The sequence below is a fragment of the Saliniramus fredricksonii genome, assembly GCF_900094735.1.
GTDB lineage: Bacteria > Pseudomonadota > Alphaproteobacteria > Rhizobiales > Beijerinckiaceae > Saliniramus > Saliniramus fredricksonii.
In genome coordinates this window covers 1451505-1465996 of the sequence record NZ_FMBM01000002.1, presented here as the reverse complement: position 1 = coordinate 1465996, position 14492 = coordinate 1451505, and the positions used below count along the sequence as shown (strand labels likewise).

At 63.9% G+C, this 14492-nt stretch carries 11 protein-coding genes; 6 read left to right on the top strand and 5 right to left on the bottom strand.

Annotated elements, in window-relative coordinates; translation table 11 throughout:
- The first annotated feature begins 42 nt into the window (after window positions 1–42).
- From GA0071312_RS13265 to hflX, 4 genes are all read left to right on the top strand, one after another.
- Complete coding sequence (locus tag GA0071312_RS13265) at window positions 43–2298, top strand: sensor histidine kinase NtrY-like (protein WP_238947213.1); 2256 nt, start codon at window positions 43–45, stop codon at window positions 2296–2298.
- A complete protein-coding gene (ntrX, locus tag GA0071312_RS13260; protein WP_074445353.1) occupies window positions 2295–3665 on the top strand; it encodes a nitrogen assimilation response regulator NtrX in 1371 nt (456 codons plus the stop codon). Before GA0071312_RS13265 ends, ntrX begins: the two co-directional genes overlap by 4 nt.
- Before the next feature lie 187 nt (window positions 3666–3852).
- Window positions 3853–4107: an RNA chaperone Hfq gene (gene hfq, locus GA0071312_RS13255; protein WP_074445352.1), complete on the top strand. Its 255-nt coding sequence runs from the start codon at window positions 3853–3855 to the stop codon at window positions 4105–4107.
- Window positions 4108–4110: 3 nt separating this feature from the next.
- On the top strand, window positions 4111–5505 hold the full coding sequence (gene hflX, locus GA0071312_RS13250; protein ID WP_074445351.1) for a GTPase HflX: 1395 nt from the start codon (window positions 4111–4113) through the stop codon (window positions 5503–5505).
- Window positions 5506–5521: 16 nt separating this feature from the next.
- Here the strand turns inward: hflX and mazG are convergent, their stop codons facing one another.
- Window positions 5522–6331 carry a nucleoside triphosphate pyrophosphohydrolase gene (mazG, locus tag GA0071312_RS13245; RefSeq protein WP_074445350.1) on the bottom strand — a complete coding sequence of 270 codons (810 nt, stop codon included), beginning with the start codon at window positions 6329–6331 and terminating at the stop codon, window positions 5522–5524.
- Window positions 6332–6437: 106 nt separating this feature from the next.
- On the opposite strand from mazG, the gene GA0071312_RS13240 reads away from it, so the two are divergent.
- Both GA0071312_RS13240 and GA0071312_RS13235 read left to right on the top strand, forming a co-directional pair.
- Window positions 6438–6863, top strand: a complete 426-nt coding sequence (locus tag GA0071312_RS13240) for a hypothetical protein (RefSeq protein ID WP_074445349.1) — start codon at window positions 6438–6440, stop codon at window positions 6861–6863.
- Between the two features lie 532 nt (window positions 6864–7395).
- Window positions 7396–8472 carry a lipase family protein gene (locus tag GA0071312_RS13235; protein ID WP_074445348.1) on the top strand — a complete coding sequence of 359 codons (1077 nt, stop codon included), beginning with the start codon at window positions 7396–7398 and terminating at the stop codon, window positions 8470–8472.
- A 34-nt stretch (window positions 8473–8506) separates the two neighbouring features.
- Here the strand turns inward: GA0071312_RS13235 and GA0071312_RS13230 are convergent, their stop codons facing one another.
- The 4 genes from GA0071312_RS13230 to GA0071312_RS13215 all read right to left on the bottom strand — a co-directional run bounded on the left by GA0071312_RS13230 (window position 8507) and on the right by GA0071312_RS13215 (window position 14484).
- A complete protein-coding gene (locus tag GA0071312_RS13230) occupies window positions 8507–10093 on the bottom strand; it encodes an MBL fold metallo-hydrolase RNA specificity domain-containing protein (RefSeq protein ID WP_074445347.1) in 1587 nt (528 codons plus the stop codon).
- Between the two features lie 80 nt (window positions 10094–10173).
- On the bottom strand, window positions 10174–12561 hold the full coding sequence (ppsA, locus tag GA0071312_RS13225) for a phosphoenolpyruvate synthase (RefSeq protein ID WP_074445346.1): 2388 nt from the start codon (window positions 12559–12561) through the stop codon (window positions 10174–10176).
- A gap of 111 nt (window positions 12562–12672) precedes the next feature.
- Window positions 12673–13041: a hypothetical protein gene (locus GA0071312_RS13220; RefSeq protein WP_074445345.1), complete on the bottom strand. Its 369-nt coding sequence runs from the start codon at window positions 13039–13041 to the stop codon at window positions 12673–12675.
- 123 nt (window positions 13042–13164) lie between these two features.
- Window positions 13165–14484: a hypothetical protein gene (locus GA0071312_RS13215; protein ID WP_131817811.1), complete on the bottom strand. Its 1320-nt coding sequence runs from the start codon at window positions 14482–14484 to the stop codon at window positions 13165–13167.
- Between the last annotated feature and the right edge of the window lie 8 nt (window positions 14485–14492).

Here is a 14492-nt window from a genome sequence, read left to right as displayed (position 1 = left end):
ACGGATGCACGAGTCGCGCCGGTCGCTGCGGATGAGGCGAGTTTGAGCACGCAAAGCGAAGCCATCGAGAGACGCGCGCGCGCCCGGCGCACAGGCGGGCCGGACGGGCTCGGACCTGTCGGTCTGACGGCGGTGCTGCTCGCTCTGTTTTCCGCCATTGCGACCTTCATCGTTCTCGCCGGCCTGACGCCTGTGGAGCCGAGCGATGGTGTGACCATCGTCATGCTGTCGATCAACGGCGTGCTCGCAACGCTTCTGCTGATCATGGTCGCGCGCCAGGGTATCAAGCTTTATCGCGCAAAGAAGGCGGGGGTGGCCGGGACGCGGCTGCATCTGCGTTTCGTGACCATCTTCGCCGCCATCGCGACGGTCCCCGTCGTCGTCGTCGCACTGGTGGCCTCGATCACGCTGTCGCGTGGGCTCGATCCCTGGTTCAGTGGCTGGATCAACAATCTACTCGAGAATACCGTCGAGATCGCCCATGCCTATCGCGAGCTGCAATGCCGCTCGCTGGCGCGTGAGACGACGCTGATGGCGGCCGATCTCGATCGGGCGCGCATGCTCTACGATGCCGATCCGCAGGTTTTTCGCGATTTCATGCAGGCGCGTTCGGTCTTTCTCGGTTTCCCCGTGCTTGCCATCGTCGAACCGAACGGCGAGGTGGTCGAGCGCATCCAGAATGTGCAGATACCAGGCGCCCGCATCCCCGATCAGGCCGAGCTCGAACAGGCGGACACACAGGATGCCCTGTGCCTCGTTCCGGCTGAGGGCGAATTGCTGCATGCGGTGCTGCGCCTCTCCGCGCACAACGATCGCATTCTGGTCGTGACCCGCCTGGTCGACCGGCGCGCGCTGGATTATCCGGAGGAAGCCGAAGCGGGGATTTCCTATTACCAGGCGCTTGAACGGCTCAGCGTCGCGATGCAGGTGGCGTTCGCGGCGATGTTCGGGATCGTCGCGGTGATCATCCTGCTCGCATCGGTCTGGTTCGGCCTGACTTATGCGAATGCCTTCGTCGGTCCGATCCGGCGTCTGATCAACGCGACGCAGCAGGTCGCGACCGGCAATTTCTACGTCCAGGTGCCGATCCGCAAGAAGGAGGGTGATCTCGCCGCGCTCAGCAGCACCTTCAACAAGATGACCTCGGAGCTGCGCAGCCAGCACGACAGCCTCACCGCCGCAAGCAACCTGATCGATCGGCGCCGGCGCTTTACGGAGGCGGTGCTTTCGGGGGTCTCCGCCGGGGTGATCGGTGTCGATGCCAGGGGACGGATCACCATCGTCAATCCGACGGCGGAAAAACTCTTCGGCGTGCATGCCAATGATCTGCTCAATCAGGAAGCGCGCAGTCATCTGCCCGAACTCGCGACGCTGCTCGACGAGGCGGCGCAATCGCGTCAGCGCGGGCTGAACCAGCAGATCAGCCTGAATCGCGAGGGGCGCGAGCGTATGCTCAATGTGCGCCTCACCCGCGAGCAGGCGCATGGTGGCGATGATGGCGTGGTGATCACCCTCGACGACATCACCGATCTCGTCACCGCACAGCGCACCTCCGCCTGGGCCGATGTGGCGCGGCGCATTGCGCATGAAATCAAGAACCCGCTGACACCGATCCAGCTTTCGGCGGAGCGGATTCGGCGCAAATACGGCAAGGTCATCACCGAGGATCGCGCCGTCTTCGACCAATGCACCGACACGATCGTGCGCCAGGTCGAGGACATCAAGCGCATGGTCGACGAATTCTCGTCCTTCGCGCGCATGCCCAAACCCGCCATGGGCCGAGACGACCTCGCCGATACCGTACGTCAGACCGTCTTCATGATGCGCATGGGCTATCCCGATATCACCATCAAGGATGAAGTTCCGCCGGGGCAGGTGCTGGCGCGCTTTGACCGCCGCCTCGTCGCACAGGCCCTGACCAACATCATCAAGAATGCCAGCGAGGGTATTGCCGGGCTCGAAGGGCAGGATGACGAATTCGAGGGCATGATCACCGCACGGCTTTTCATCGACGACAGCCATCACGCCGTGATTGAGGTCGACGACAACGGCAAGGGCTTTCCCACGGAGAACCGGGCGCGGCTACTGGAGCCATATATGACGACTCGCGATGGCGGGACCGGACTTGGTCTGCCGATCGTCGCGAAGATCTTCGAGGAACACGGGGGCGGGGTCGAACTGCTCGACAATCCCGCCGGTCGCGGGGCGCGGGTGCGTCTGTGGTTCCCGCTCGATCCTCCCGATAATGTTGACGCGGATCTCCACGAGGGGGATCGCATGAGTGTGGATGTGAAATGAGCGCCGATATTCTGATCGTCGATGACGAAACCGATATTCGCGAACTGGTTGCCGGTATCCTCGAAGACGAGGGCCACCGCACCAGGACGGCGGGGTCATCCGACGATGCCCTTGCCGCCATCGAATCGCGCAGACCGCACCTCGTCTTTCTCGATATCTGGCTGCAGGGCAGCCGGCTTGACGGGCTGCAGGTGCTGGAATTGGTCAAGAAGCAGCATGCCGACCTGCCGGTGGTCATGATTTCGGGCCACGGCAATATCGAGACGGCCGTATCGGCGATCAAGCTCGGCGCCTATGACTTCATCGAAAAGCCCTTCAAGGCCGACCGCCTGCTCCTCGTCGCCGATCGCGCGCTCGAGGCCTCACGGCTGAAGCGTGAAGTGCGGGACCTGCGCGCCCGCTCCATCCAGGCCAGCCGGATCGCCGGACGTTCGCCCATTGTGGGGCAGCTGCGCCAGACGGTCGAGCGCGTCGCGCCGACCAATGCGCGCGTGCTCGTCACCGGCGCACCCGGTTCCGGGAAGGAACTCGTCGCACGCACGATTCACAGCATGTCAACGCGCTCCAACGGCCCGTTCGTGATCATCAATGCGGCGACCATCACCCCGGAAACCATGGAGATGGAGCTGTTCGGCGTCGAAGCCGGGGAGGGGCGCGAGCGGCGGGTCGGCGCGCTCGAAGAGGCGCATGGCGGCACACTCTATCTCGACGAGATCGCCGATATGCCGCGCGAGACGCAGGATCGGGTCATGCGGGTGCTGGTCGAGCAGAATTTCCAGCGCGTCGGCGGCGGCACCCGCGTGCACGTGGACGTGCGCATCATCTCCTCTTCCAGCCGCGATCTCCAGGCCGAGATTGCCGCCAACCGCCTGCGGCAGGATCTGTTTCATCGCCTGAGCGTCGTGCCGATTCGCGTGCCGTCGCTCTCCGAGCGCCGCGAGGACGTGCCGGAGCTGATCACCTTCTTCATGGAGCAGATTTCGGCGGCGACCGGCCTGCCCAAACGGCGCATCGGCGATGATGCGATGGCCGTTTTGCAATCTCATGACTGGCCGGGAAACATCCGGCAACTGCGCAACAATGTCGAGCGCCTGATGATTCTCGCCAGCGGCGAGGCCGAGGAAGAGATCACGGCGGATATGCTGCCCAACGAAATCGGCGCGATGGTGCCCACCACGCCCTCGGGTGCAGGCGGCGAGCGCCTGATGAGTCTGCCGTTGCGCGATGCGCGCGAAATCTTCGAGCGGGAATATCTGATGGCTCAGATCGCGCGGTTTTCCGGCAATATCTCGCGCACGGCGGAGTTTATCGGCATGGAGCGATCAGCTCTCCACCGAAAGTTGAAATCTCTCGGTGTGAATGCATGAGCAGGGCGGTGAGGAAATAAGCGCGATTGCATGTGAAAAATGCGATTATCCGGCAATAGGCACTTGCTTAATGGGCGGTTGCGCCATGTAATGGCGAGGCCGGTTCAGGGCCATGCGCGGATGGTCGATCGATAACTGGGATCCTGGCGACCAAGGACCGGCGGCGACAGGATGGCGAGGCAAACTCATGGCGGGCGAGCGCGCGCAAAATCTTCAGGACACGTTTCTCAATCATGTCCGCAAGAACAAGGTTCCACTGACGATTTTCCTCGTGAACGGCGTGAAGCTGCAAGGCGTCGTGACCTGGTTCGACAATTTCTGTGTTTTGCTGAGGCGGGATGGTCATTCCCAGCTCGTCTACAAACACGCGATTTCGACCATCATGCCGGGCCAGCCCGTGCAGCTGTTCGAGCCGGCCGACGAGGGTGGCGACAAGGCGTGATTCGTGTCCACGCCTGATTCGCCCATCGGAGAGGGGTTCACGCCGGAACCCGATACGGATGTATCGGCGGGAACCCGGACGCTGGTCGTCGGCCCTTATGTTTCGCGCAAACAGCGCGCTCTGCCCGACGGCGCCCCTGCTGCGGCGGAGAATCTGCGCCCCTTCGAGGCGCGGCTTGACGAGGCTTGTGGGCTCGCCGCCGCGATCGATCTCGACGTGGTCGAGGTCCATCTGACGACATTCCCGGCACCGCGTCCGTCGACCTATCTGGGCAAGGGCAAGGTCGAGGAGGTGAAGCTCCTCGTCGCGGCGAAGGACATCACGCTGGTGGTGATGGATTGTGCGCTCTCACCCGTACAGCAGCGCAATCTGGAGCGCACATTCGGCGCCAAGGTGATCGACCGCACCGGCCTGATCCTCGAGATCTTCGGGCGCCGGGCGCGCACGCGCGAGGGCACGCTGCAGGTCGAACTCGCCCATCTGGCTTATCAGAAAAGCCGGCTCGTGCGCTCATGGACCCATCTCGAGCGCCAGCGCGGCGGTTACGGCTTTCTCGGCGGCCCGGGCGAAACGCAGATCGAGGCCGACCGACGGCAGATCCAGGAGCGCATGACCCGGATCGAGAAGGAGCTCGAAGGCGTCACCCGCACCCGCGGCCTGCATCGGGCCAGCCGGCGCCGCGTTCCCTATCCGATCGTCGCCTTCGTCGGCTACACCAATGTCGGCAAATCCACCCTGTTCAACCGCATGACGCGTGCCGAGGTGATGGCGCAGGACATGCTCTTCGCGACCCTCGACCCGACATCACGCGCCGTGGCGTTGCCCCATGGCGAGAAGGCGATCCTCTCCGACACGGTCGGCTTCATTTCCGATCTGCCCACCATGCTGGTTGCCGCTTTCCGCGCGACGCTGGAGGATGTGATCGAGGCGGATATCCTCTTGCATGTGCGCGACGTTTCCCATGGCGAGACGGAGGCGCAGGCGGCGGATGTCGAGTCCGTCCTGCGCGATCTCGACGTCGACCCGTCGGATACGGCGCGCATCATCGAGGTCTGGAACAAGGCCGACCTGCTCGACGCGCCCGACCGCGAACGCCTCGCGACACGCGCTGCGCGGCTGCCCGAGGAGGCGCGCCCGGCGCTCGTCTCGGCCCTGACGGGGGAGGGGATCGACGCGCTGCTCCAGACCATCGAGGATCGCATCGCACGCGGGCGCCCGCAATATCACGTGCTGCTCGATCCCGCTGATGGTCAGAATCTCAACTGGCTCTACGAGAACGCCGAGGTGATGGGGCGCGACGACCGCGACGCTGCCATCGCCATGCGCGTGCGTGTTGCGCCGGAGAAGGAACCGCGGCTGTTGCGGCGTTTTCCGAAGGCGCGCCGCAGCAAGGGCTGAGGCGGAGCGGCGCGTTCTACGCTTTCTCGCCGCGTTTGGCCGCCTGCCAGGCCGCTTCCATCTCCGCAAGATCAGCTTCTTCGAGGCTGCGTCCAGCTTGGCGCAGCGTCGCTTCGATCGCCCCGAAACGACGCATGAATTTCACATTTGTGGCGCGCAAGGCCGCTTCCGGGTCGATGCCGTGGTGGCGCGCGAGATTGGCGACGGCGAAGAGCAGATCGCCGATCTCCTCCGCGATCGCAGCATTGTCGCCGGACGCCATCGCCTGCGCGACTTCCGTGCGCTCCTCCTCGACCTTGGCCATGACCTGAGCGGGATCGGGCCAGTCGAAGCCCACCTTCGCCGCGCGCCGGGTCAGCTTGTCGGCATGCATCAGCGCCGGCAGGCTGCCGGGAACGTCGTCGAGCAATCCCGGCGCGCCGTCACCGCGACGCGCCCGGCGCCCGGCCTTTTCGCCCTGCTTGATCGTTTCCCAGATCCGCTTGATCGCTTCGGGATCGCGGCTGTCGACATCACCGAAGACATGGGGATGGCGCCGGATCAGCTTTTCGGTGATCGCCTCGACCACGCCACCGAAATCGAAGATCTCCTGCTCCTCGGCCATGCGCGCATGAAAAACGACCTGCAGCAGCAGATCGCCGAGTTCTTCGCGCAAATCTTCAAGGTCCCCGCGCGCAATCGCATCGGCCACTTCGTGGGCTTCCTCGATCGTATAGGGGGCGATGCTGGCAAAATCCTGCCGGATATCCCAGGCGCAGCCGGTCTCGGGATCGCGCAAGGCGGCCATGATCTCGATCAGGCGGGCAATATCTCGTGAGGGCTGCAAGGGCGGCTCCGGATCGTGAGGAGGGGCGGTTCACCTGCTCTTAACGCAACGCACCCAGACTGAACATCGATTCGCGTAGCAGTAACCAGTAGTGAGTAGCGTCAGCATGAGTGACTCGCAAGATTCCGGCGATCGGGACAACACCCGCGCCCCCTTCGAAGGTCCCGCCACCAGCAGCATCGCATCATCGAGCGGTCGACCCTCCCTGTTCACACCGCGCACTGCGACGATCGTCCGCTTTCCCGGCGGTCGCGGCAGTGCAAGCCCCTTCCGCGATCAGAAGAGCCTGATGGATGCCGTCTACAGTGCCGGCTCGATCCCCGTCAGCGCGACGGACCGCGCGACCAAGCGCATGGCGGCGCGGTTGCAGGTTCTCGGCTTTTTCGAGATCAACGAGGTGACCGGCGACGGCGCCCTGCGACGCCTGCGGCCCTCCGAGGCGATCCTCGCCGAAGACCTTCGGCCCTGGCGTATTGCGAAACCCGCTTTCCACGACGCGACCGGGCCCGACGCCGCTACGCTGCCTGCGTGACGGGTGGGGCGCAGGTCTGATAAGCCGAACTTATCGCGGGCGGTATGAAGCGGCGCCGCGCCGTTTCAATGACCAGCCAAGATGATCGCTGCTGGGGGGCGTGCCCGAGATCGTTCCCCTGATAAAATTCCTATAGGACCAGGGTCCTGCAGGCCGATATCGACCGTCGACGAATGGGCTTTTGTCGACGCCTGCAGAAATCTTGCGCTTGTGCAAAGTCTGCGGCTCGGTCTGCGGCGGGCCGCATGGCCCCCGGAAGGCGCAGCTCGCCTACCGTCGCCGATCATCGATGAATTGGCCGGCCACTTCCATGCCCTTCGTATACAATCTGCTTTTCCATGCGCAGCAGCTCCTGCGCCGCGCGCAACGGAGCCGGAAATCTTCTGCGCCTCGCGCACGAGGGTGATCGGTGGAAGCCACCCGGAAAACACTCAAAAGTCAGTTATTGTATTAAAAAACAATCTATGATCTTATGCGATAGGCTTGGCTGAGAGGAGGGGTTGATGTGCCCCACGGGCGAACCGATCCATTATTGAATGACGATATCGGCCTTGCCGAATATATCGCCTGCGCGCGGCGAGACGGCAGCGTTACGATCGATTCGCCGGACGGGAAGCTCTTCCTCGTCGCTCCAGACATCCGCAGGGACGGTGTGCAGCTTCCTTTTACGGAGGCAGGTTCGCTGCTTGCGCTTCCTCTTTTGCGTGCCGCCTACTCGGATCGCATGGCCTGGGTCATGTCGGTCCTGTCGGGCCTCGCTTATCTGCCCTTCGAGCGCGACGACGAGTCTTACGAGGAACTTGCGGCAGCGCTGGCACAGGCGGATCTGGCTCTCACTGCCGTTTTCGACAGCCCGGAAACCGGGACGCGCGGCTATCTCGCCCATCGGACCGACGCTTACGGTGTGCTGGTTTTTCGCGGGACCGAGAAGGACCGCAAGGATATCGTCACCAATCTGAATGCGCGCTTCTACGAGACGCCGAGCGGCAAGATGCATCGCGGGTTCTCGCTTGCCTATGAAAGCGTGCGCGGGCAGATCGAAGCCGCTGTGCAGAAGCTGCGCGAGCGCGATCCGCATTGCCAACTCTTCGTGACGGGTCACTCATTGGGTGGCGCGCTGGCGCTCAGCGCCACCTGTCATCTCGAGAAAAGTCACCTCATCGCGGCCTGTTATACCTTTGGCAGTCCCCGCGTCGGCGCGCCAGAATGGTCGGACGGGCTGAAGACGCCGGTCTATCGTGTGGTCAATGGTGCCGATTGCATCCCCACGGTGCCGGGAGGCGCGGTCTCGGAATGGCTGATCGGTCTTCTGCCCGAATGGCCGCTCATCGGTTGGCTCAAGCGGCGTGCCGAGAAGGGTTTCGTGGGCTTCCAGCATGCCGGTGACCTTCGCTTTCTCGCCGATCACGAGGGGAGGCCGTGGTTGAAGATCGGCGCCGCAGCGGGCTGGTTTCGTTTCAAATACTTCGTCTGGGGAAAGCTCATCGGCGCGGTCATGCAGCTTGCGCCCGGGCGCCTTTCTGCGCTTTTTGCCGATCATGGCATCGCGGCCTATCAGCAGAAGCTTCAAAGCATCGCCCGTCGGCGCAATGCCGGAAGCCCGGAATGAGGCGTGCCCCGGTTACCGCGTCGGAGGACGCGCCTCATGCCTCTTCAAGCGCCCTCCGCAGCTTGCGGATCAGGGCGCGCTTGCCGCGAGCATCAGCCTCGGCCTCGATGGCCTCGTTCAGATCGAGGATGAGGCGCGACATCTCGTTGCTCCAGTCCTGATGCGCCACGGCCTCGTGCGGCACGCGCGGGTGGTGCCCGGTCTCGTAAAGGGCAGCGCCATCCGGCGTGAGGGTGAAGCAATCGTCCAGCTGTGGCATGTGGATGCGCTCGTGCGGTACGATATCCGCAATGCGATCGGCCAGCCCGTTCAGGGCCGATTCCTCGCCATGGGTGAGGAAGATGCCGCCATTGATCGGCAGGCGATCGGCGATCCAGTCGCGCAGGCCCGCACCGTCGGCATGGCCGGAATAGAGGTCGAGCGTGCGGATGCGGGCGCGCACGCGGATTTCGTCCCCCATGATCCGCACCCGATCCGCGCCTTCCTGCAGGATCCGCCCGAGCGTGCCCTGGGCCTGGAAGCCGACGAACAGCACCGTCGCCTTGCTCTTCCACAGCCAATGCTTGAGGTGGTGGCGCACGCGGCCCGCATCGGCCATGCCGCTGGCCGAGATGATGATGTGAAAGCCGCCGAGCCGGTCGAGCGATTTGGAGGCCTCGACGCTCTCGGTGAAGCGCAGATAGGGCGCGCGCATCGCCTCGCGCAGCGCCTCGCCGTGTTCGAGCTCATGGGCGTGCGCCGCAAAGGTCTCGCTGGCGCGGGTGGCGAGTGGTGAATCGATGAAGATCGGCGTGCGCGGGATGGCGCGGCTGTCGATCAGATGGGCGAGATCGACCAGGATCTCCTGCGTGCGCTCGACGGCGAAGGAGGGGATGATCAGCGCCCCGCCGGCCTCCATCGCGCCGACCACCTCCTTGCGCAGCAATGCGCGCCTTTGCGCCTCGCTCGCATCGCTGCGGTCACGATCGCCATAGGTGCTCTCGCAGATGACATAATCGACGCCGCTCGGCGCATCCGGATCCGGATGAAGCAGCTTGAATTCTGGTCCGATATCGCCGGATGCCAGCAATCGGAGGGGCTTGCCACCATTCCCTGAAGCGATTTCGAACTCGACCGAGGCCGAACCGAGCAGGTGGCCGGCATTCCAGAAGCGGATCCGGATGCCCGGCGCGACGCTCTGCCAGCTCTCATAGGCGACCGGCGAGAACTGCGCCAGCGCCTGCGTGGCAGCCTGTGCCGTATAGATCGGCGTGACCTGCTTGCGCCCGCGCCGCGCGTTGCGGCGGTTGAGCTGTGCAACTTCCATCTCCTGGATATGGCCGGAATCCGGGAGCATGATGCGGCACAGATCTGCCGTCGGCGCCGTGGCGAAGATCGACCCGGAGAATCCCGCGCCGGTCAGTTTGGGCACGAGGCCGGAATGGTCGATATGCGCATGGGTCAGCACCAGCGCATCGAGCGCAGAAGGGTCAAAGGGGAAGGGGCGATAGTTGAGTTCACGCTCCGATTTCGCGCCCTGCACCAGCCCGCAATCGATCAGCACCTTTGCCGCGTCGGTCTGGAGCAGAAAGCACGAGCCGGTGACCGCATGCGCGGCGCCGTGAAATGTGAGCGTGACCATCAATGTCCCCCGGAGCGCGGGCTATTGCCGCTTTTTGATTCTTCGGAGAGTTTAGACGCGCAAACGGCGGCGCGCGAGGCTCACCGCTGATCCTCGCAGCGCTTTACCACCTCCTTGACCTCAAGGAAGCTGTCGGGCGTCACGGAAATCGTATCAATCCCCTTCTCGACGAGGAAGGCGGCGAATTCCGGATGGTCGCTCGGCGCCTGGCCGCACAGGCCGATCTTGACGCCGGCCTTGTTGGCCGCCTCGATCACATGGCCGATCATCCATTTCACCGCCGTATCCTGCTCGTCGAACAATTGCGACAGGCTGCCCGCATCGCGATCGACGCCGAGCGTCAGCTGGGTGAGATCGTTGGAGCCGATGGAAAACCCGTCGAAACGCTTGGCGAATTCCTCGGCGAGGATGACATTGGAGGGGATCTCGCACATCACATAGACCTGCAAACCCTTCTCGCCACGCAGCAATCCGTTCTCCGCCATCACTTCCAGCACCTTGTCGGCCTCTTCGAGGGAGCGGCAGAAGGGGATCATCACCACGACGTTGTCGAGGCCGATCTCCTCGCGCAGCTTGCGGATGGCGCGGCATTCGAGCGCAAAACCGTCGCGATAGCGATCGGAATAATAGCGCGAGGCGCCCCGGAAGCCGAGCATGGGGTTCTCTTCCTGCGGCTCGAACTGGGCGCCGCCGATCAGCCCGGCATATTCGTTGGTCTTGAAGTCGCTCATGCGCACGATGGTGGGCTTTGGGTAATAGGTCGCCGCGATCTTTGCGAGCCCCTGGGCGAGCCGATCGACGAAATAGTCGCCCTTGTTCTCGTAGCCACGCGTCAGCTCCTCAATCGTCTTGCGCGCCCCGTCATCTTCCAGCTTGTCGAAGCGGGTAAGGGCGACCGGATGGACCTTGATCCAGTTGTTGATGACGAATTCCATGCGTGCGAGGCCGACGCCCTCCGCCGGCAGGCGCCACCAGCGGAAGGCGGCGGAGGGGTTGCCGACATTGAGCATGATCTTCGTGCGCGTCTCGGGAATGTCGTCGAGGGAGAGTGTCTCGACGTCATATTCGCCGATCCCCTCATAAACGAAGCCCTCATCGCCCTCGGCGCAGGAAACGGTGACCTCCTGCTCGTCGTGCAGGGTCTGAGTCGCGTCGCCGGTGCCCACGAGCGCCGGCAGGCCGAGCTCGCGGCTGACGATGGCGGCATGGGAAGTGCGCCCGCCATGGTCGGTGACGATCGCGGCGGCGCGTTTCATGATCGGCACCCAGTCGGGATCGGTGGTGTCGGTGACGAGGATCGAACCATCGACGAACTTGTCGATATCCTTGACGCTCTTGATCACGCTGACTTCGCCGGTGACGACGCTGTCGCCGATGGCGAGACCGGAGACGAGGGCCTTGCCCTTCTTCGTCACCGTATAATGCTTCAACTCACCGGCATCGAGCCGCGATTGCACGGTCTCCGGGCGCGCCTGGACGATGAACAGCCCGCCATTCTGGCCATCGCGGGCCCATTCGATATCCATCGGGCATTCATAGTGACCCTCGATATCACGCGCCCAGCGCGCGAGCTGGATGATCTCCGCGTCGCTGAGCACCTGTGCATCACGCTCCTTCTGCGATGTGTTGACGTTGCGCACGGGATTGTCGCCAGATTTCGCGTAGATCATCTTGATCTTCTTGGAACCGCGCTTCTTCTCGAGGATCGGCATCAGATTCTCGTTGTCGAGCAAAGGCTTGAACACGGTATATTCATCCGGATCGACAGCGCCCTGCACCACGTTCTCGCCAAGCCCCCAGGCGGCATTGATCAGCACGGCGCGATCGAAACCGGTTTCGGTATCGATTGAAAACATCACGCCGGATGCGCCGATATCGGCGCGCACCATCTTCTGCACACCGACCGAAAGCGCGACCTTGAAATGGTCGAAACCCTTGGCCTTGCGGTAGCTGATCGCGCGGTCCGTGAAGAGCGAGGCGTAGCAGCGCCGGCAGGCATCAAGCAGCGCCTTCTCGCCGGTGATGTTGAGGAAGCTCTCCTGCTGGCCGGCAAAGCTCGCATCGGGCAGGTCTTCTGCGGTGGCACTCGAACGGACAGCGACATCCGCCTCGTTCATATCATATTTTCCGGAAAGCTCACGATAGGAGGCGAGGATCGTCTCGGCCAGATCCTTCGGCCATGTCGCCTTCACGAATGCCTTGCGGATGGCCTTGCCGGTCTCGGCCAGACTGGCATCGCCATTCTCCCAGGCACCGATCTGATCGGCGATGAAATCGCGCAGGTCATTGGCATCGACGAAGCGCCAATAAGCGCCGGATGTCGTGGCGAAACCGTCAGGGACGTTGATGCCATGGCCCTTGAGTGTCTGGACCATCTCGCCGAGCGAGGAATTCTTGCCCCCGACCTTCTCGCCATCCTTGCGCCGCAGACCCTCGAACCAGATCACGAATTCCTCGGATGCAGCCATGATGATCTCCCCGTTTGCATGTGTGCGACAAGCTCTTGATTGCACACAGCCTGCCTTGCAGCGGGCAATGGCGCCTTGAGAAAGGTCAAGCCGTGCACCGGGAGCAACGCCTCACAAGCGCGGGGGTTTCACCGGATTTGCGAACGTGGCTGCCAGCCCGATCCGGGTCTGCAGGGTTGCGAGATTCGCATTGCTGAGGCCCGTGCCAGCGCCTTCATGACGGATTACCGGGATATCCGGATGGGTGCGCTCCAGCCGGTCTGCGAAGGCGGCGAAGGCCGCATCGGTGCGCGCGTCGCTGGCACCGGGGATGTCGAGCAGCACGGCATCCGGCTCCACGATCGAAGCGAAGACATGCGGCGCCGCTTCGACGGAGGTGGTGATGCTGGCATATCCCAATTCGGCCAGTTCGGCTGAAAGGGCTGCCTGCGGTTCGCGATCGCCGTTATCAACGACAATTATACGCTTGAGATCTGACATGCCATGTCCAGAGCCGGGTGTGATCGGTAGCCACCTCGACAACGACGCTAGCCGCCACGCGTTCCGGAGTCGAGTATGAAATACCCACATTCTCCGGCAATTTGATGCAGTGCAAAGCCGCGATCAGGCTTCCGGATCCGAGCCGGAGGCAGGGGCGCGGGTTACGCCGATGACGATTCCGGCAAAAACCTCTGCAATGAACCCGCAATCACGCCAGATGTCCGCCTCGACCGGCGGTGTCCGCCCGTCGAGCGGTGCGGCCTGCGCCGCCATGCCGCGAAACTGGATGCGTCCATCCGCCTCACGCCGTACAGCCAGCATGGAAGCATCCGCATCCGGTCGGTCGAGCGACAGGGCGAAACGCCCCCGCGCATCGCGAGGCTGGGTGAGAAGGGCGATTTCGCCGAAGGCGAGGGCGTCGGTCACGCCATGCGTGAGGGGCGTCTGGGCCTTGAAGCGGACAGGCGCCTGATGCACCAGCACAACGCCACAGAGATTCTCCGGGAAGTCGAGCCGTGCGAGATCCGCCTCCATCCAGCCGGGTGCGACGAGCCGCAAGGGCTGCTCGCCAGGGAGGCTCTGCGCCAGCGCATCACTCGAAAACAGCCCGTGCGCCTCCAGCCCGCAGCCGCTGACCAGCGCCGCCATCAGACCGGTGGTGAGCCCGCGATGATCATCCTGCGCGATCAGCGTGAGCAGCCGCTCCCGTGGCGACATGTCTGTCGCGGCAACGAAGCTGTCGGCTGCCGCACGGGCCGAAGCCCAGCTGCGAAACCATGCCACCGGCGCGCCGTCCGCCTCACCCTCGGACCGATCGAAGCTGACATAGCCCGACGGTCCCGGCGCATCAGCAGCCGGATCGGCCGAAGGCGGAGCCGATATTGCGGATTGCGCCATCACCGCGTCGAGATCGGTGAAGCCGTCGGGAACGGCGGGGCCGAAAGCGCTGAGGAAACGCAGGCCGAAATAGCGCATGGCGAGGTCGCGCCATTCCAGTGCCGGGTTCAAGTCGCCGATGCGGCTCTGCGTCGCGACGCCGGCAAGGCCGAGGCTTTCGACAACGGCGCCGATCTGCTCCGGGGACCATGAGAGCGGGATCAGGCAGGGCGTGAGGCCGGCGCGATCCAGCGCGGCGATGGTGAGGCAGGCCTCTGGCCCGGCGGGGAGGGCGACGCCGAACAAGGCACGTGCCGGCAAGCCAAAGGCGGCAAACTGGGCTGCGAGCCGGGAAGCCGCCATCTCGGCCTCGGCATTGGTGAGCGAAATTTCTTCGCGCCCCGACCATTGCATGCCGCCGGGTTGCGGGAGGAGGGCGACCCCACCGGGATCGGCCAATGCGCGCCGCGCGAACAGGGCAGCGGGGCCGTTCGCGTCTGCGTCAGCCGGCGATGGGAATTCCTCGCCGGTATCCGGCGCCCAACGTTCCTGTGCGGGCGATTTCATGAACACCG